This window comes from Dechloromonas sp. CZR5 (assembly GCF_008711155.1).
Classification (GTDB): Bacteria; Pseudomonadota; Gammaproteobacteria; order Burkholderiales; family Rhodocyclaceae; genus Azonexus.
Map to the genome: position 1 here is coordinate 1 of NZ_VUYQ01000003.1, position 18540 is coordinate 18540.

Genomic DNA, 18540 nt, shown 5'->3' on the forward strand with positions numbered 1-18540 from the left:
AGTGGTAGTTCAGTCGGTTAGAATACCGGCCTGTCACGCCGGGGGTCGCGGGTTCGAGTCCCGTCCACTCCGCCAGTCATCTTGAAGCCCGATAAGCCACGCTTTCGGGCTTTGTGTTTTTTGGGGGGCGTTTGACGACATGCCATCTTTTCCTGGTGACCTAGGGTAATGCCCAGTTCCCCGGGGCTCGTCGTTGCACCTAAGCTATGACCGAATAATACAAAAAACCAGGTCTGCTTTATGTCGGAGAACGACTTTCCAAGATTTCAAGGAGGGTATTGCAACCTCGATTACTTGTTGCAAAACCTTGGTCGTAATGAAGAAACGGCGAAGCGTCTGGCCGGTCTGTTTCTGACGAACTATCCCAATCTGCTTGAGCGGATGCTGTTGGCGCTCAGTGCCGGAGATCATCCTGCCCTCAAGAATGCACTGCACGATATTCGTAGCAGTTGTGTGCTGTTTTCCGGCCATCAGTGCGTGGATATTGCGCGGCGCTTCGAAGACTCTCTTCGCAAGCATCCAACCCAGGCCGATGCGATGTTCGCCGGAGAAGACTGGGTGTTGATGGCCGAAACCTTGTGCAACTGCCTGAACTGCATGGCTTCCGAGATGAAGGCGTATTTCGAAGGGCCGTTGGCTTAAGCCTTCGCTTGCCTAGTTGAGAACGCCTGACTGAACTGCGAAGCGGGTCAGCCCGGTGACATCGTGAGCGCCGATCCGCTCCATCAGGCGCCCACGGTGGAACTCCACCGTTTTGGGGCTGATACCCAGGTCGCGGGCAATTTCCTTGGTGGTTTTTCCCGAGGCAACCAGGCGTAGTACTTCCCTTTGCCTGGAAGTGAGTTGGTTTCCGCCATTGCTTGATCCGTTGCCGCCGGGTGTCGCCGCGTAGCCGCGAATGCGCGGCGACAGGTAGGTCTTGCCAATCAGTACGGTATTCAGGGCTTCGAGGAGTTCGGTGATGACGAAATCCTTGAGCAGATAGCCATTGGCCCCGGCAGCCATTCCCTGTTCAATGATTTCCGGGCGGTCAATGCTGGAGAGAATCAGTATTCGCGTATTGGTGTCGAACTGGCGGATGGTTTGCGTGACCTCTATTCCCGATGGGCCCGGCATTGCAATGTCGAGCAGGATGGCATCCGGTGAAAGTTTCCGGATGGCGGCAACGGCTTCGTGGCCATCGGAGCATTCCGCGACGAGTTCGTGATCGGGGAGTGTTTCGAAAAGAGCGCGGATGCCGGCACGAATCAAAAGGTGGTCATCGGCGAGAATAATGCGGGATGCTTTCATGGTCGAGCTTTCGAGTGTTCGACATTGCTCATCATGCTTGAACTGATTCGGCCGGGGTTTGATAAAAGTCGATAAACCGTGCTTTATCTCTGATGTTCTTTCATAGCACGTTGCGCTTCCCGTTTGGAGTCCTTTTCCAGTTCGCTTGCGCGTTTGTCGTGTTGTTTTTTGCCCTTGGCCAATCCGATTTCGAGCTTGATCCTTCCGCGCAGAAAGTGCAAGTCGAGCGGCACCAGAGCGTAACCGGCACGTTCGACCTTGCCGATGAGCTTGCTGATTTCGTTTCCGTGCAGGAGCAGTTTGCGCGTGCGCGTCGGATCGTGCTTGTTGTGCGTCGAGGCAGTCGTGAGCGGGCTGATATGCATGCCGATCAGAAAGAGTTCTCCGCCCTTGATGATGACGTAGGATTCCTTGATGTTCATCCGGCCGGCACGAATGGCCTTGACTTCCCATCCTTCGAGAACCATGCCCGCCTCGTATTTGTCTTCGACGAAGTAATCGTGGAAGGCTTTTTTATTGACCGTAATGCTCATGCTGCTTGGCGATCCATTAAAATTGCCATTCTACAGGATACAGGGACGCTGCCACTGCATGGCTCTGGTTGAAAAGACAGTGTTGATCGAGCAATCGGCCGAACAAATGTTCGAGCTGGTCGACCGTTGCGAGGATTACCCCGCGTTTCTTCCGTGGTGCAGTCATACCGAAGTCAAATATCGGGATTCGGTGAAGACGGTTGCGACGCTGCATATCAATTACCACGCCGTCAAATCGTCGTTTACGACCGAAAACGACAAGGAATACGCTCGCCAGATGAGCATTCGCTTGATTGACGGGCCGTTTCGGCGACTAGAAGGGGCGTGGCACTTCAAGGCTCTGGCCGAGAACGCCTGCAAGATCGAGTTCAAGTTGCACTACGAATTTTCGAGCAAACTGTTTGAAAAGGTCATCGGCCCCGTATTCAGTCACATTGCCAACACCTTTGTCGACGCCTTTGTGAGGCGTGCAAGCCAAGTCTATGGAGCAGCCCGTGGCTGAAACCCTCAATGTTGAAATCTGCTATGCCATGAACAGCAAGCAGGAGGTGGTACGTGTTCGGGTTCCTGAGGGAGCGACCTTGCAGCATGGGCTCGATGCATCCGGGCTTTTGGCGAAATATCCGGAAATCGATATCAGAAAGAACAAATTCGGAATCTGGAACAAGTTGTCCAAACTCGATGCCGTGTTGCGGGACAAGGATCGGATCGAAATCTATCGGCCGTTGATCGCCGACCCCAAGGAAGTCCGCAGGCAGCGTGCTGCGGAGGGCAAGGTCATGAAAAAAGGCGCCGGCGATGCCGACGCCTCTGAGGGCTGATTTAGGCCGGGGCTATTTGCAGGTTTCGACGATGACTCGCCGGGCACGCTCAAGTTCCTGTTCGCGCTGTGATGTATCCATGAGCTTGTGCTGGCCGCTGTCGTCGACTGTCGCCATGGGTTGGTTCTTTTCCAGGGCACTCAGGTTTCGTTTTGCCCGCTCGCAGTTGTCTTTCTGCTCCGCTTCAGCGGCTTGCTCCTTGGCCAGCTTGTCGGCCTTTTCCTTTTTTTCCTGCTGACGTTTCTTGAATTCCAGGTCCTTCTCGGCCGTCGTTTTCGGGCCTTCAGGGCTTTTTGCTTCTTCGGCGGCCTTTTCGGTCGGCTTCTCGCTGGCTACGGAGGGTTGGCGAGCATCGATGGCGCGGCGGTTTTTGGCGTTGGAAGGTGGTGGCGTGTCGGAAATCACCGTTTGTCCGCTGCTGTCCTTCCACTGATAGGTTTCGGCGTAAACCGCATTGATTGCGGCGACGGAGGCGGCCGCCACGGCAGCGAATGCGATGATTGGTTTCGAGGTCATCTGGGTTTCCTTGGCTTTTCTGTATAATACGATTTTGTGACCTTGGATTAAAGGCCATGCGACTGCTGCAAAAAGCCCTCACCTTCGACGACGTGCTGCTCGTCCCCGCACATTCTCAAGTCCTCCCGCGCGATGTCAGTCTTGCTACCAAGCTGACCCGCAACATTACCCTGAACCTTCCGCTGCTCTCGGCCGCCATGGATACCGTGACGGAAGGGCGTCTTGCCATTGCTTTGGCTCAGGAGGGCGGTATCGGCATCATCCACAAGAACCTCACGGCCAAGGCTCAGGCAGCTGAAGTGGCCAAGGTCAAGCGTTTCGAATCCGGCATCCTGAAGGATCCGATTACCGTTTCGCCGTTGATGACGGTTCGCGATGTGCTTGAAATTACCCGTCAATACCGGATTTCGGGCCTGCCGGTGCTCGACAAGTCCGGCAAGGTGGTCGGTATTGTCACCAACCGCGACTTGCGCTTCGAAACCAACCTGGATCAGCCGGTCAAGTCGATCATGACGCCGAAAAAGCGTCTGGTCACTGTCAAGGAAGGTGCCAGCGTCGAGGATGCCAAGGAATTGATCCGTACCCACCGCCTGGAGCGCGTGCTGGTCGTGGATGACGACTTCAACCTGCGTGGCCTGATCACCGTCAAGGATATTCTTAAGTCGACCGAGCACCCGCTGGCCAACAAGGATGCCTCCGGTCGCTTACGTGCCGGCGCTGCGGTTGGCGTTGGCGCGGGTACCGAGGAGCGTGTCGAACTGCTGGCTGAAGCCGGCGTCGATGTCGTCGTGGTCGATACCGCCCACGGCCACTCGCAAGGCGTGCTCGACCGTGTCAAGTGGGTCAAGAAGAACTTCCCGCAAATCGAAGTGATCGGCGGCAATATCGCCACTGCTGATGCGGCCCGGGCTCTGGTCGATATGGGTGCCGACGGCGTCAAGGTCGGCATCGGTCCCGGTTCCATCTGCACCACGCGCATCGTGGCCGGTGTCGGCGTACCCCAGATCACGGCCATCCAGAATGTTTCCGAGTCGCTGAAGGGCACCGGCGTACCGATGATCGCCGACGGCGGTATCCGTTATTCCGGCGATATCGCCAAGGCCATTGCGGCAGGTGCCGATACGGTCATGCTGGGCGGCCTGTTCGCCGGGACCGAGGAGGCCCCGGGCGAAGTCGAACTGTTCCAGGGGCGTTCGTACAAGTCGTATCGCGGCATGGGCTCGCTCGGCGCGATGCAGGCCGGTTCGTCGGATCGTTACTTCCAGGAAGCAACGGCCAACGTCGACAAGTTCGTGCCGGAAGGTATCGAAGGCCGTGTTCCCTACAAGGGTTCCGTGCTCGCCGTGATCCACCAGTTGATGGGCGGCCTGCGTTCGTCGATGGGCTACCTCGGCAGCCCGACCATCGCCCACATGCACGAAAACGCTTGTTTCGTCGAAATCACCTCAGCCGGTATCCGCGAATCGCACGTCCACGACGTGCAGATTACCAAGGAAGCCCCGAACTACCACCTCGACTGATCGTTCTCATGGTCCTCAGGGCGGCTCGCGGAGCCGCCCTTGTTCATTCAAGGCATTGAAAATGTCCCATCAAAAAATCCTCATCCTCGATTTTGGTTCCCAGGTCACCCAGCTGATCGCCCGTCGCGTGCGCGAAGCCAAGGTCTTCTGCGAAATCCACCCGTACGATGTTTCCGACGAGTTCATCCGCAACTACGGCGCCCAGGGCATCATCCTCTCCGGCGGCCCGAGCTCGGTGACCGAGGGCGATACGCCGCGTGCACCGAATGTCGTGTTCGAGTTGGGGATTCCGGTGCTCGGCATCTGCTACGGCATGCAGACAATGGCCCAGCAGCTGGGCGGCCAGGTGATGACTGCAGAGGCTGCCGGCAAGGCCCGCGAATTCGGCTACTCGGAAGTCCGCGCCCACGGCCATACCGCGCTGCTCAACGACATCGCCGACTTCTACAGCCCCGAAGGCCACGGCATGCTGAAGGTCTGGATGAGCCACGGTGATTCGGTCATGGAACTGCCGCCCGGTTTCGTCAAGATGGCCTCGACCGCTTCCTGCCCGATTGCTGCGATGGCAGACGAGAACCGTAAGTTCTATGCGGTCCAGTTCCACCCGGAAGTGACCCATACCCAGCAGGGGCGGGCGATCCTTGAGCGCTTCGTGCACGGTATCTGCGGTTGCGGCACCGATTGGGTGATGGGCGACTACATCGCCGAGGCGGTGGATGCGATCCAGCGCCAGGTTGGCGATGAGGAAGTTATCCTTGGCCTGTCGGGCGGCGTCGATTCGAGCGTTGCCGCGGCGCTGATCCACAAGGCGATCGGTGATCAGCTGACCTGCGTCTTCGTCGATCACGGCCTGCTGCGTCTCAACGAAGGTGACATGGTCATGGACATGTTCGCCCGCAACCTCGGCGTCAAGGTCATCCGCGTCGATGCCGTCGATGACTTCATGGGCAAGCTGGCTGGGGTGAGCGATCCCGAGCAGAAGCGCAAGATCATCGGCAAGGAGTTCGTCGAGGTCTTTCAGGCCGAGTCGAAGAAGCTCTCCGCTGCCAAATGGCTGGCCCAGGGCACGATCTATCCGGATGTGATCGAATCGGCCGGCAAGGGCAAGAAGGGCGCGCACACCATCAAGAGTCACCACAACGTCGGTGGTCTGCCGGAAGACATGCATCTGAAGCTCCTGGAGCCGCTGCGCGAACTGTTCAAGGATGAGGTCCGCGAATTGGGTGTTGCCCTCGGTCTGCCGCGCGAGATGGTCTATCGCCACCCGTTTCCGGGGCCGGGCCTCGGCGTGCGCATCCTCGGCGAGGTCAAGCGTGAGTCGGCCAGCCTGCTGCAGCGCGCCGATGCAATCTTCATCGACGAGTTGCGTGCCACGCACGCCACCGAGCGGGATGTCGCGTCCGGTGCCTGTACCGCCGCCGACCTCGGCAAGAGTTGGTACGACCTGACCAGCCAGGCTTTTGCCGTCTTCTTGCCGGTCAAGAGTGTCGGCGTCATGGGGGATGGGCGTACCTACGAGAATGTCGTTGCCCTGCGCGCCGTGGTCACCAGCGACTTCATGACCGCGCATTGGGCGCATCTGCCGTACGAGTTGCTCGGCCGGGTCTCGAACCGGATCATCAACGAAGTTCGCGGGCTGAACCGGGTGGTATACGACGTTTCCGGCAAGCCACCGGCAACCATCGAGTGGGAGTGAAATCGGGTCTTTCGGGGCCTATCGCCAGCTATCGAAAAGCTGCCGTAACGTGTTGATTTAGAAATAAATGCGTCGCGGCAACTATCGGTGACTATCGCCAGCAAGCGGAGCAAGTTGGCGGTAAAGGTGACGGTAGATCCCCTTGGCCGGATTAAGACCCTGCCGTTAACTATTCGGACCAAACCGGTCTTTGACGGTAAAACACTCATAAGGAAAGCTTGTTTCATGCGGCTTTCCGGGCATCAGCAGGTCTCCTGACCCTTGACGGTAAAAGCCGTCACGAACAGGAGGAAAAACCTCGATGCTTACCGACACCGCACTACGCAATCTCAAGCCGAAGTCCAAGCCCTACAAGGCTTCCGACCGCGACGGCATGTACGTAACGGTATCGACCGCCGGTACCGTCACCTTCCGCTTCGATTACCGTCTCAATGGCCGGCGCGAAACGCTGACCATTGGACGGTATGGGCGGTCCGGTATTTCTCTGGCGATGGCCCGTGAAAAACTGATCGACGCCAAGAAGGCGGTCGCCCAAGGCAAGTCCCCCGCGCTGGAGAAGCAGCGCGAGAAGCGCCGTCTGACCGCCGCCAAGACCTTTGGCGACGTGGCCGGCAAGTGGCTGGCGGATGCTCGGATGGCCGACAGCACCAAGGCGATGCGCAAGAGCATCGTCGATCGGGACATCCTTCCGGCCTTCCAGAACCGGCAGCTCAACGAAATCACCGCCGATGACCTGCGCGCCCTCTGCAACAAGGTAAAGGCGCGTGGAGCGCCCGCTACCGCCGTACACATCCGCGACATCGTGAAACAGGTCTATGCCTTCGCCATCCTGCACGGCGAGAAAGTGGACAACCCGGCCGAAAGCGTGGGTGCCGCGTCGATTGCGACCTTCGTGCCGAAGGATCGTGCCTTATCGCCGCTGGAGATCCGGCTGATGGCGCGGCAGATGGAATCGGTGGCGACCTATCCGACTATCCGGTTGGCGCTGCGCATGATCCTGCTGACGCTGGTGCGCAAGAGCGAACTGATCGAGGCGACATGGGCCGAGGTTGATTTCGAGAATGCCACTTGGACGATTCCGAAGGCACGGATGAAAGGTCGCAATCCGCACGTCGTCTATCTGTCACGCCAGGCCGTGGACATTTTCGTCGCGCTGCACACTTGCGCGGCGGGGTCGAAGTTCGTCCTGCCGTCGCGTTACGACGCCGACCGCTGCATGTCCAAGGCGACGCTCAACCGCGTGACCCAGATCGTGTCCGAGCGCGCCAAGGCCGCCGGTCTGCCGCTGGAGCCTTTCACGGTACACGACCTGCGTCGTACAGGTTCGACGCTGCTCAACGAGGTCGGCTTTAATGGCGACTGGATCGAGAAGTGCCTCGCCCACGAGGACGGCCGTTCCTCGCGTTCGATCTACAACAAAGCCGAGTACGCCGAGCAACGGCGCCACATGCTGCAAGAGTGGGCGGATATGGTGGATGCCTGGATCGACGGGCGCACCCATGTGCCGAAGCTGCTTTCGGAGAACGTGGCGGTTCCCGTCCTCAGCGCGGCCTTGTGAAGGGAGAACGGCATGATCGTTCTCTCTGAACGAGCCGCCGGTGCACGGCGTGCGGTTTATTGTTGTCGTAAAAAGATCACTATGAGTGATCATTTCTTCCATCCACCAAACCTTCAGGCCTTGGCAGAAGTTTATAAAAGCTGTATTTTGAGCACCATGAGTGATCAAAAAACAGGAAAACTGAACCTGCTGCTAGCCGAACTTGGCGATACACGCCTGATATCGAGTCGCTGGCTGCGGGCACACGGCTACTCCAACAGCCTCGTCGCGCGCTATGTGAGCAGCGGCTGGCTGGTGTCGCCGGTACGCGGCGTCTACATGCGCAAGGGCGGCCACCTGCAGTGGGAGGGTGTGGTTCGCAGCTTGCAGGTTGGCGAGGGGGTGCCGCTGCATGTCGGCGGCCGTTTCGCTCTAAGCCTACAGGGGCACGAGCACTACCTGCGTCTGGGCGACGCCGGAACAATCACGCTGTATGGGCCGGGGCGGTCACCGGGTTGGCTCGGCAAGCTGCCGTTGGAGCAGCGTTTCGAGTTCTTGGGCAAAGGGGCGTTCGATCTGCCCCTCTTGTCGTTCGCATCGGAGGTGTCCGAGAAGACGCTGTCCGAGCAAGGACTGGCCTGGCATCAGGCCGCGCCGGGCACAGATGCCTTGGTCTGCTCTACGCCCGAGCGGGCCATGCTGGAGTTGTGCGATGGCATCGCGGGCGCAACGTTGGTCTATGAGGCCGATGCGCTGATGCAGGCCATGACAACGCTGCGGCCGCAGCGGGTCAGCCTGCTGTTGCGGCACTGCCGCAGCATCAAGGCCAAGCGGGTGTTCCTGGCGCTGGCCGAGCGCCATCGGCATGCGTGGCTGTCGCATGTGTCACTGGAGGGTGTCGATCTGGGCCGGGGGAAGCGCGCCTTGGTGCCAGGCGGTCGCCTGCATCCGACCTACCAGATCACCTTGCCGGGAGACCTTGATGAACACCTGGCTTGATCACTGGGATCGCCGCTACACCGACCGGGTTCGGCTGTTGGTCGAGATACTACCGGTACTGGCGCAGGAGCCGAGCTTCGCACTCAAGGGCGGCACTGCAATCAACCTGTTCGAGCACGACCTGCCACGCTTGTCGGTGGACATTGATCTGGCTTGGTTGCCGGTGCATGACTATGCCGAGGATGCGAAGCTGATCGCCGAAGCGCTTGGGCGACTGGCCGATAGGCTGCGTGCCCGGCCCCTGCAATTACAGGTGCAGTTGTCGGCCGGCGAGGGCGCAGGCGTCACGCGGTTGGTGGCCAGTCGCGGTCGCGCGCGTGTGCAGATCGAGACAACGCCGGTCATGCGCGGCACGGTACATCCAGTGCGTAACATGGTGGTGCGTCCCAGAGTGGAGGACGTGTTCGGTTTCGCCTCGGTGCAGGTGCTGGATTTTGCTGATCTCTATGCCGGCAAGCTGGCTGCGGCACTCTCGCGTCAGCATCCGCGCGATCTTTTCGATGTTGGCTTGTTGCTGGAAGACGAACGGGCCGATCAGGTGCTCTGGCGGACTTTTCTCGTCTACTTGACCTGTAGCCCCAAGCCTGCCTGGGAGATGCTGGCGCCTCGCGTGCCTGCGGATTTCGCAGTGACATTCGAGGCGCACTTCAAAGGCATGACGGCTGAGCCCATTGAAGCCGAAGTCTTACTGGATATTCATGAGCGCCTGTTGGCGCGTGTGGGGGGTTGGCTGGATGAGCCATCGTGTGCGTTCCTGCGATCCATTGAAGACCAGCAACCGGACTTCGATCTGATCGGACTTCCACATGCGGGCGATTTACCGGCTGTGCGGCGTAAGTTACACAACTTGGCACAGCGCACCGACGCCAAGCGCACGGCGGACCGGGGCCTGCTGGAAGAAACGCTGGCTCGGATCGTTGCTGCCAGATGAGGTGAGATACTTAGGTGAGGTTGCCTCCGGTCTCAATCCTGGCCCGAACCCGCCCGAACAGGGCGGGTTTTTCGTAGGTGGACATCGGGTTTGGCGGCGTTGATTCGAGGGGCTTGCTTGCGTTCCTCGATCCAGGCTTCTACCTCGGCCAGGTCCCATACCACGCAGCGCGGCGTCAGATTGAAGCGCCGGGGGAATTCACCCCGTCGCTCCAGTTCGTAGATCGTCGTTTCAGCCAGGGGGACGATCTGCCGCAGTTCGTGGCGGCGGATCGTGCGCCGGAAAGGAAGTGGGCTGCGCTTCGGGAACTGTGGCAGCGCCTCATAGGCTTCCGTGCCCGGCAAGGGAAGAGACCGGCCGGTGTCGACGCCGGCTGCGTCGGATGTTTGCGGTAAGTATTCCACCTCGGACTCCATCAGCACACTGCATGGAGGCATGATGAAGCTCGACACCTATCGGGACAACTTGCTGGGGCGTAGAACAGCGAACTCGGTGTGATCTTCGGATCGTTACAGCCATTCCGCTGGACTACCTAGTCTTGCTCGCCATTTGCTGCGAGGCTTGTTCAAGCCAGAGATCTTCCTCTTCGGCGACAAGTTGCTGCATCGCGCCCAACTGAGCGGTCTGCGCCGCCCTGCGACGGGCTTCAACCTTCTCAGGCGTCATCTCTGCCTGCAACTCGGTCTTCACGCATTCTTCCAGAATATGCTGGAACGCCAGTTCATCGGCTCGCGCAAAGAGTACGCGTCGATCGGAATCGTCGATCAGCATCATCGTGACGGGATTCAAGCGCAGCAAGTGACGCCAGCGCTGGTCAATCGATACGAAATATGGAATGAAGAAGGAACCGAGCCGACTGGCCGTAGCATTCTTCTCCAGAACGCGGAGGAGCGTCATGTCCCAAGCCATGCCGCGAACATCCTCTAACATGGTCTTGGATATACCTGTAATCGGGCCGAAAAACGGCGCCCCCGATTCGGAAGTCATGCCGCTCCATATGAGGTGCAACTCGGTGAGCGGGATGGACCCCAGGTGATGGATGTTGAAACTGAGTAAGTCGCGCAGGATGCGTTTCTTATCCGGCTTGCGTTTCTCGTGCCACAGCCGGGCGAAACGCAAGAGCAGTACCTGTGTTCCGGCGCTCCTGGCTTCGTGCCGAATTACCTCCCCACTGGTCTGCAATTCCGACAGAAAGGCCACGGCTTCGGGACGAAGTGAAGCCTTTAGTTCTTCGCATGGGACATCGAAGACGAAGTGGCTGGGATCATCCCGAAAGGCATCCCAGTCCAGGTGATCGAGCATGCGGAAAGCGATCAACGTATTCAAGGGACGTTCGTTGCGCGGATTGTCGCGGGTCAGGCGGGTGTTCTCGATCAGGAACGGCAGCACATCGAATTGCACGTTGCGGTTACGGGCCTTGAGCATGAGGACCTCGTTGACGCGATCGCGATCGACCTGCTGGATGTTCTCGCCAGCGATGGCCGCACGCATCTTCTCCGCGAAGTTCGAATCGAAACTCAGCGAAAAATCGATCAGTGCATTCGATCGGCCGCCCGTGAGCCGTGCTTGGAGGCTGGCCCCGGCGGACATGAAGAACGCTCGCGGCCCCTCGAAAAACGGCGTAACGTACTCGCTGGAGGCCACGCTGAGGCCAAGTTCGAGGTCGATTGCGCCTGGCGCATCGGTACAAATGACTGCACGCAGGAACGCGCACTCCGCCGCGCGTTGAGACTCGATGTCGTCGAGTGCGTCCTTGTCGTTATTGATGAGCGCAGAAAATAGGGCGTCTATGATTGGGATATCGAGCATGGGTTGGTCCTTGTCATAAACGGATGCCGCCAGATTTCGGTGTGGCGAATTGTTCGGGTTCCTTGCCGAGTGGAAAGGCGACCACGTACAGCACATTGACTGACATCGGCTTGCTGTCCGGCTCTGTCCCCCATTTCACCTGCATCTTGCGTTCGGCGTAGCGCAGCGACACGCCGAGCGTTTTGAGCGCGTCGATATGGGATTGCATCTCGTCGTACACATCGAACTTCTGCGTTTCGCTATAGACATCCGCGCAATCCCGGTAGTCTCTGAAATAGTCCACCAGGGCGGCGAACGTCTCATCCGCTTCTCGGTTCAGCTCGAAACCAGGCTCCGACAAGTCCATTGAGCAGATTTCCGCGAGCTTGGCCAACTGCTTGCCGGTGGTCAGCGGAATCGCCGTCAAGGTGACGTGCTCACGATCAAACTTTTCCTTTGCCGCCTTGAGTTCTTCTTCCGATGGAATGGTGAAAGGCTTGTTGAGCGCATCGATGTCCTCGAACTCGAACGCACTGGCAAGGGCGCGGCGGGTATCGAGGCTGGCGGACAATCCTTGTTCAACCCGCTGGACCGTTCTCACGTTGAGGCCGGAAATCTCAGCCAATTGTTCCTGCGACCATTGACGCATTTCGCGGAACATTCTGATGCAAACGGCCAGTTCAGCCGGCGTCAGCAGACGGGTTTGTTGAGTGCTTTCAGCAGTGCTCATTTTGTAGCTCCTTTGTTTTCAACCGATGTGGCGAAGTATGGGGAGCCAGAGACAAAGGCAACACGACAGGAACCCGACAAGCGACAGAATAGCCATCAACCCTGATTGCTTCCATCATTTTAACGAAGCCTCCCTTGGGCATCTCGGCGTTCCGCCGTCGGGCTTGCGCGCTTGCGTCCTGGCGGCCGTCGTTGCCCCATGTTGCTTGCGCTGCGCCGTGTTGAAGCCGGTTCCGGGCAATTCCGCCCTAGCAACCGGAGCACGATCATGTCGCAACTTTCGTAGCACATCTACGCGCCCGCGCCAGGTTACGCACCTTGTTCCACCCAACGCGCCTCGCCTCGACCAATGCGGCGGATGCTGACACTCGTTCCGTCCTGCAGCGGCTCGACTTCAAACAGGCTCGGTGATTCCGCCTGAAGCTTCTGTCTGATCGTCGTAAGCTGGGCAAAGTCAGGCGTCGCAATAGACACTTGGCCACTTTGCGGATCAACCTCAACCCGCATAGGAAAAGTGGAGCGAGAGGGCCATTGCATCGTCCATTCCTGTGACGCCCATTTCCCGTCCTCGCTCGAAAGAACGTCGCGCCGGAACTGCTGCCAGATTGAATGCGTTTCGAGAGTGGGCCAACCAGGGGCGTGGTCGTAGGCCGCCACCTCTGCCGATCGTAGCCAAGCCTTCATCTCTGCGCGATTCGTGAATCCGGGTGTCATCTGCTCAATGACTGTCTTGGCGGCAACGCGCGAGGGAAGGCCTGCTCGAACAAGCATGGCCATGGCGTTGGATGGCAGTCCGGCTTCCAGACACGCTGCGGCGGCTCCCTCAACAAGCATTTCTGATTCGCCGCCATTGATTCGCCGATTCATTCGCACGGCTTCAATCGCCCATACCAGACGATAGACGAACGCATCGTCAACCACGCGCATGCCCTCTTGGCCGATGGCCGCCACGTCTTCACCACGAATCCAGGCTCCAAGCAGTTCTTTCCAGTTCGCAGGCAGCGGATCATCTGAAACAAAGGGACGAATCGCAAGAAGCCTCTCTCCCATTCCAACGAGTGCGGCGGTCAAGGCATCGGCATCTCCAACGAGGGCAGCCGTATCACCGAGATCAAGAAGCTCAGTCAGTTCGGCCGCCAATGCGTCGATGGCAAGCCCCGATTCCAGACCCACGCCCATTGCAAACTGCCCCTTGCGCTGCTCGACCGTTGTCTTGTTCCAGATGAGCTGCGCTCTACTGACGAGAATCCAGAGCTGCTTTTGCCTTTCGAGGGCATCAAGGCGCGCGATTTGCCTTGCCCACAGCGAGCCCACAAGGGCCTCATCCAACAACCGTGGAAGATCCGCGCTTTCCGCATCAAGCGCTTCGATCAGGCCAAGCACGGTTGCGTCCAACCGCTCGATAAGACTTTCCATTGAATCTGAATCTTGGTCGTCCCCTGCGGCATCTGGGAACCAAGCGCCCTGTGTGCTAGACAGGTACTCCATGGCATCCCCACGCGCAAATACTCCCGAAGTGGAGAGGCGCCGTATGACCTCATTGACTACGACGATGATGCCGCTCGAAAGTGAGCGGGCCTTGGCCGACGTGACCAACTCTCGCCACCGCTGGTGACGCCAGGCTTCCGGTTCATGCATCACATGGATCACCAGCCCTTCAAGGTCCACAAATGCGCGGCCGGCACGGCCAGCGACGTTGGCGAATTCTTCTCCCGTGATCAGCGTGCCCGCCCTGTACAGGTTGGGGATCAGAAGTACCGCAGCATTGAGATTCAAGCCCTGGGCCAATGTCGGCGAGGCCACAGTAACGCGCAGAACGCCTGCGGCAAGCAGTGCCTCCACTTCTCGCAGGAAGGGGCCTGGGAGACGCCCATGATGAATCGCAACGCCGATAGCCAAGCAGCGGACTGCTGGGTGCTCGGCTCCTAGCCACTCCCGACCCACGGCCATGGCACGTTCGACTTCCTGGACGTTGGCAAGCAGAGACGGCAGAAAGCCCCGTCGTTGCATATCCAGGGCGGTTTCTGCAAATCCCTCAACATGATCGCGCTGGGTGCAAAAGACGAGTGCTCGTTTTCCTTGCTCGGAGAATTTCCACGCCGCTGCGAGCGTCAATTCCTTGTTGTCCCTGGGGAACGGCGTTCGACGGGGGCGAATAGGCGGAACCTCCGGCACAAAATGTCGAATGAACGGGCCATCTGGCTCAAGGTCGAAGCTCAGGCGTGCAGAGTTTCCGAGCCAAGATAACGTGCCAAAGCGCTGGCGCGTGGGTCGCCAACTGGACTGGATTGGATCGCCGGGAGCATCACTACGAATCCATGCAGTCAGATCGTTGAGCTGATCCCCTGCCGGCAGGATCGCCGAAAGACAGACGATTCGTCGATCTACATGGTCGGGGCGCCGCAGTAATCGCTGTACCAGGTTCTCATAGCGGATCTCGCGCTCGCTGGGGCCAATCAGATGCCCTTCGTCGAGGACGATCAACCCGACGTCATTGATGATGTCGGGGTCATTTCGCAGAGCAAAGTCCAGTTTCTCTGGCGTGGCGATGACGATGTTCTGTTCCCGCAGCGCATCCTCGTCTGTTCCGGCTATGCCGCTGCTTCCATAAAGCGACGAGACAGAGAATCCAAGGGGCGTGAATGTCTTGCGAAAGGACCGCTCGGTTTGTGCGGAAAGCGCACGCAGTGGCGTCACGATCAAAACCCGATGTCCACAAGCCAGTGCCATCAATGCCGCGATCTCTGCTATTCGCGTCTTGCCCGCGCTAGTGGGGAGGGCGACCACCAAGTCGTCGGATACGTCGGCAGCTCGTTGTGCTGCCAGCAACTGAGAAGGCCACAGCTCTACCTCGGAGGAGCGCCGGCTATACAACTCGGAAACAAACAGCTTCCTGAGCTGGGCATAGTCTCCTGAGCCGGGTGGGCCTTCGAGGGGCAAGACCTTGTGCAGGCTGCTTGACCAAAGGTCGTCGATGAGGTTTGCAGTGATTCGAAGAATCCACCAAAGAGAAACTGCGCTGGCAGCCTTGGTCAACGAAATCGCTCGCCTCAGCAGGTTGCGCGCTTCCACGACGAGGGAGTCATGGCCGGTCTGCAGGCCAAACTCGAAGAACACCAGCGCCTTGAACATCGTTGATGTCGCCACGCGGGAGACTACTTCGTCGGGGTCAATCTCCCCGTCGGCCGCAGCCTGGCTGATGCCCTCATCGCGGTTCGCTGGATCGCGTAGCCACTCCCTTGCACGTTGTCCAAGTCCTTGCAGATCGCGTACGATCAGGAGTGCGAGTGCATCCTCGGCAGGTGAGCGGTTCTGGTCGGTTTGCGCTTGTGCCAGAAGAGAAAATGCCAGCGCGGAGTAGTTGGCCAAGTGATAGGAGGCGGCCCCGACTGTTCGGTAGAAACCTCTGAATGCGTCGTCCTGCGGGCCGTTCTGGACCAGTGCCTCGAAAGCCCCTCCTGCGTGTACAAAGCCCCTTCGCCAAGTCTTCTGATCGCCTCCAAGCTCGCGCAATGCCAGTGAGGCGCGCAGCACCGAAAAGCCATAGTCAGCGAGGTCTGAGTCGATCCCTTCGCTGAAAGCGGGGGCATCCGGTGGCAGGTGTCCGTCATGGCGGATCAGCGCCCGTGCTTGACCACGGGCCTGCAGGCGACCTCGATATCCGTCTTGCGTCGTTTCGTGCAGGAAACCTGTCAGTTCTTCAATCGTTTCCAAGTGCCAGAGCCCTTTCGTAGCAGGCCTGGATGAAGGCCTGGTGATCTTCTATGTGCAGGTGCGCAGAGAGATGAGGACGAATCCCGTCTGCCGCTGCCAGATCGTCAGCTAGCGCCTGAGGGGTGGCATTACCTGACATAGTGAACAACATGTGGCTGGTTCGCGCGGGGGGCGCGGCTCTGCTGGCGACTTCGTTGCGAATCCTCCTCCCCATCTCCCGGCGTTCGCCTACACCTTCCATGAGCCGATCCGCGACGAAAAGTAGAGATGTCGCCGTGGGTCTTCCATCATCCCTCGATAGTGCTTCGCGGGCCTCTGAAATGGTGGTCTTGGCGAGGTTCGCACGACTTTTCGACTCGCCTTTCAGGAAATGCAGATTGGCTTGGGCATCGAGCCTGACTCCGACGAAATCATCGCCGCGCAATGCCATTTCCCTGCCATCCTTGTAACGCAGTCGACGGACCGGAACCTTGAACTCAAGATGTTCCTCGACCAACTCCGTTGCGAGGATTTCGCCAAGTTCCCCTGAACGCGCTCGTGCTGAGCGAGGCATGCGCTCGGACAAAATGGCCGCTGCACCTGGATACCCCAGTTCGCGAACGTCTTCCGCTATTTGATCCAGGTTGTCGTAGTGGGATCGGATGCAAGTTGTGAGATCCGCTTCAATGGCGGCTCTTCCCCCATTGCGTTCGGCCAGTCGCCACAACTGCTTGTTGTCTTCTTCCTCGACATGTCTGTCGCACCAAGGTTGGTACAGCACGTCCTCTCCCTTCTTGTTTGCTACGTTTTGTCACATTGTGCCGGAGACTTTGGGATTCGGGCACTCATTACGCAATGCGGGTAAAGATGAACTTCAATGGGTGTCGCGGACATCCCCGGCCAATACTGGCCGGTCGCGCTGTCGTGCTACGCATCGAGCCCCGCCGCGCGTGTCTCGCCCCTGTGGGCTTCCATCGTTCCCTCGCTGCGCTCGGCTGACGCCTCCGGCCCCGTTCTGCGATCCGGGCCTGCGCGCTGTGCTTGCCCGGTTTTGCCGGCATGGGAGGGTAGGGCGGTCTTGCTGTTCCCTTCACCGTATCACGGCGTTCTCGCCGTCAAGGGCTGCGCGCCGTTGGCGCTTGCGGCCGTGGCCGTCTTCGACCCTGTGACGGCTTGCGCTGCGCCGTGCTGAAGCCGGTTCCGGGCAATTCCGCCCGAGCAACCGGAGCACGATCATGTCGCAACTTTCTCTGTCTCTCGATTCCTCGCTGCTGGTGCGTGACGACCAGGGGCGCTACCTGCTGGCGACTGCTGAGCAGATTCTGGAAGCAGCCCGGTACGTCATCGACCAGAAGATCCCGCGCGGGACGTTGTTCACGTCGCCGGCGCTGGTCAAGGACTACCTGCGCACCAAGCTGGCCAGCTTCGAACACGAAGTGTTTGCTGCCTTGTTCCTCGATAGTCAGAACCGTCTGATCGAGTACGTGGAACTGTTCCGCGGCACCATCGACCAGACATCGGTCTATCCGCGCGAAGTCGTGAAAACAGCGCTGCATCTCAATGCCGCAGCCGTGATCTTTTCGCACAATCATCCGAGCGGGAATTCCGAGCCGAGCCAGGCGGACAAGCTGCTGACTCAGCGCCTCAAGGAAGCCCTGGCGCTGGTGGACGTGCGCACGCTGGATCACATCGTCGTCGGCGGCGAGGCCACGACGTCATTCGCCGAGCGTGGCCTGCTCTGAACCCAGGGGCTTCGGCCCCTTTTTTGCTGCGTCCGGCGGCGCAGCTACGGCCCTCTCGGGCCTGCGCGTGCTGCGCACTTGCCGAAGGCAGGTGTGCGTAGGTGGTGGTATGAGGCGGTCTTGCTGTTCCCTTCACCGTATCACGGCGTTCTCGCCGTCAAGGGCTGCGCGTGCCGGCACGCTTGCGGCCCCTGGCCGTCCTTGACCCCTGACTGCTTGTGCTGCGCCGTGCTGGCCACGGTTCCGGGCAATTCCACCCGAGCAACCGGAGATCGTCATGAACGACAAATCACACGTTTCAATGGAACAACACGTCTGCCTGGTCTGCGGCCTGGCCTTCGATACAGGCGCCATCCTGCTGGACAAGCGCCTTCGCGCGAGCATGGAGCGCCACACGACGACGGGCTGGGGCCTGTGCGCCGAGCACCAGAAGCTGGCCGACGATGGTTTCGTCGCGCTGGTCGAATGCGACCCGCAGCGCAGCGGCACGCCGGCGGGCGCTGCCCGCATGAAGCCGGAGCAGGCGTACCGGACGGGCCGGTTGGCCCACGTGCGGCGCACGGTGTTCGCCCAGGTGTTCAACGTGTCGATCGAGGACAAGCAAGCCTGCGTCTTCGTTGAGCCTGGCGTGATCGATCAGTTGCAGTCGATGGTGGTGCCAGCGGCGAACTGATCGCGCCGCGCAGGCTTCGGTGCGTCGTCCCTATCGGGACGGCGCACATTTTTTTGCTGCGCCGGGTGCCGA

The 18540-nt window shown here is 59.5% G+C and carries 18 protein-coding genes; 10 read left to right on the forward strand and 8 right to left on the reverse strand.

The genetic code is table 11. The features are described from left to right. Nucleotides 1-240 precede the first annotated feature (240 nt). Nucleotides 241-642, forward strand: a complete 402-nt coding sequence (locus tag F1002_RS08765) for an Hpt domain-containing protein (RefSeq protein WP_150428667.1) — start codon at nucleotides 241-243, stop codon at nucleotides 640-642. Nucleotides 643-654: 12 nt separating this feature from the next. Here the strand turns inward: F1002_RS08765 and F1002_RS08770 are convergent, their stop codons facing one another. Next, nucleotides 655-1290, reverse strand: coding sequence for a response regulator transcription factor (locus tag F1002_RS08770; protein ID WP_150428668.1), 636 nt, complete (start codon nucleotides 1288-1290; stop codon nucleotides 655-657). An 83-nt stretch (nucleotides 1291-1373) separates the two neighbouring features. Continuing rightward, a complete protein-coding gene (gene smpB / locus F1002_RS08775) occupies nucleotides 1374-1823 on the reverse strand; it encodes an SsrA-binding protein SmpB (RefSeq protein WP_150428669.1) in 450 nt (149 codons plus the stop codon). A 58-nt stretch (nucleotides 1824-1881) separates the two neighbouring features. On the opposite strand from smpB, the gene F1002_RS08780 reads away from it, so the two are divergent. Both F1002_RS08780 and F1002_RS08785 read left to right on the forward strand, forming a co-directional pair. After that, complete coding sequence (locus tag F1002_RS08780) at nucleotides 1882-2325, forward strand: type II toxin-antitoxin system RatA family toxin (RefSeq protein ID WP_150429252.1); 444 nt, start codon at nucleotides 1882-1884, stop codon at nucleotides 2323-2325. Next, nucleotides 2318-2644 (forward strand): RnfH family protein, encoded by a 327-nt coding sequence (locus F1002_RS08785; protein ID WP_150428670.1) that lies wholly within the window; start codon nucleotides 2318-2320, stop codon nucleotides 2642-2644. The genes F1002_RS08780 and F1002_RS08785 overlap by 8 nt, the downstream gene beginning before the upstream one ends. 12 nt (nucleotides 2645-2656) lie before the next feature. Here the strand turns inward: F1002_RS08785 and F1002_RS08790 are convergent, their stop codons facing one another. Next, on the reverse strand, nucleotides 2657-3160 hold the full coding sequence (locus tag F1002_RS08790; RefSeq protein ID WP_150428671.1) for a DUF4124 domain-containing protein: 504 nt from the start codon (nucleotides 3158-3160) through the stop codon (nucleotides 2657-2659). Between the two features lie 56 nt (nucleotides 3161-3216). On the opposite strand from F1002_RS08790, the gene guaB reads away from it, so the two are divergent. From guaB to F1002_RS08815, 5 genes are all read left to right on the forward strand, one after another. Next, nucleotides 3217-4680, forward strand: coding sequence for an IMP dehydrogenase (gene guaB / locus F1002_RS08795; protein ID WP_150428672.1), 1464 nt, complete (start codon nucleotides 3217-3219; stop codon nucleotides 4678-4680). Between the two features lie 61 nt (nucleotides 4681-4741). Then, on the forward strand, nucleotides 4742-6376 hold the full coding sequence (gene guaA / locus F1002_RS08800) for a glutamine-hydrolyzing GMP synthase (RefSeq protein WP_150428673.1): 1635 nt from the start codon (nucleotides 4742-4744) through the stop codon (nucleotides 6374-6376). 301 nt (nucleotides 6377-6677) lie between these two features. After that, nucleotides 6678-7934 carry a tyrosine-type recombinase/integrase gene (locus F1002_RS08805; RefSeq protein ID WP_150428674.1) on the forward strand — a complete coding sequence of 419 codons (1257 nt, stop codon included), beginning with the start codon at nucleotides 6678-6680 and terminating at the stop codon, nucleotides 7932-7934. A 12-nt stretch (nucleotides 7935-7946) separates the two neighbouring features. Continuing rightward, nucleotides 7947-8912 (forward strand): type IV toxin-antitoxin system AbiEi family antitoxin domain-containing protein, encoded by a 966-nt coding sequence (locus tag F1002_RS08810; protein WP_223879519.1) that lies wholly within the window; start codon nucleotides 7947-7949, stop codon nucleotides 8910-8912. Next, complete coding sequence (locus F1002_RS08815; RefSeq protein WP_150428675.1) at nucleotides 8896-9843, forward strand: nucleotidyl transferase AbiEii/AbiGii toxin family protein; 948 nt, start codon at nucleotides 8896-8898, stop codon at nucleotides 9841-9843. Before F1002_RS08810 ends, F1002_RS08815 begins: the two co-directional genes overlap by 17 nt. Before the next feature lie 32 nt (nucleotides 9844-9875). On the opposite strand, the gene F1002_RS21495 is transcribed toward F1002_RS08815, so the two are convergent. The 5 genes from F1002_RS21495 to F1002_RS08840 all read right to left on the reverse strand — a co-directional run bounded on the left by F1002_RS21495 (nucleotide 9876) and on the right by F1002_RS08840 (nucleotide 16834). Continuing rightward, entirely contained in the window at nucleotides 9876-10280 is a 405-nt protein-coding gene (locus F1002_RS21495; RefSeq protein WP_370452137.1) for a helix-turn-helix transcriptional regulator, read from the reverse strand. A gap of 91 nt (nucleotides 10281-10371) precedes the next feature. Further along, nucleotides 10372-11652 (reverse strand): hypothetical protein, encoded by a 1281-nt coding sequence (locus F1002_RS08825; protein WP_150428676.1) that lies wholly within the window; start codon nucleotides 11650-11652, stop codon nucleotides 10372-10374. Nucleotides 11653-11665: 13 nt separating this feature from the next. Continuing rightward, nucleotides 11666-12361 (reverse strand): helix-turn-helix domain-containing protein, encoded by a 696-nt coding sequence (locus F1002_RS08830; protein ID WP_150428677.1) that lies wholly within the window; start codon nucleotides 12359-12361, stop codon nucleotides 11666-11668. Between the two features lie 308 nt (nucleotides 12362-12669). Next, on the reverse strand, nucleotides 12670-16074 hold the full coding sequence (locus F1002_RS08835; protein WP_150428678.1) for a DEAD/DEAH box helicase: 3405 nt from the start codon (nucleotides 16072-16074) through the stop codon (nucleotides 12670-12672). After that, nucleotides 16061-16834: a Hachiman antiphage defense system protein HamA gene (locus F1002_RS08840; RefSeq protein ID WP_150428679.1), complete on the reverse strand. Its 774-nt coding sequence runs from the start codon at nucleotides 16832-16834 to the stop codon at nucleotides 16061-16063. Before F1002_RS08840 ends, F1002_RS08835 begins: the two co-directional genes overlap by 14 nt. 454 nt (nucleotides 16835-17288) lie before the next feature. On the opposite strand from F1002_RS08840, the gene radC reads away from it, so the two are divergent. Further along, nucleotides 17289-17795 carry a DNA repair protein RadC gene (gene radC, locus F1002_RS08845; RefSeq protein WP_150428680.1) on the forward strand — a complete coding sequence of 169 codons (507 nt, stop codon included), beginning with the start codon at nucleotides 17289-17291 and terminating at the stop codon, nucleotides 17793-17795. A 277-nt stretch (nucleotides 17796-18072) separates the two neighbouring features. After that, a complete protein-coding gene (locus F1002_RS08855; protein WP_150428681.1) occupies nucleotides 18073-18468 on the forward strand; it encodes an ATPase in 396 nt (131 codons plus the stop codon). Nucleotides 18469-18540: the final 72 nt, after the last annotated feature.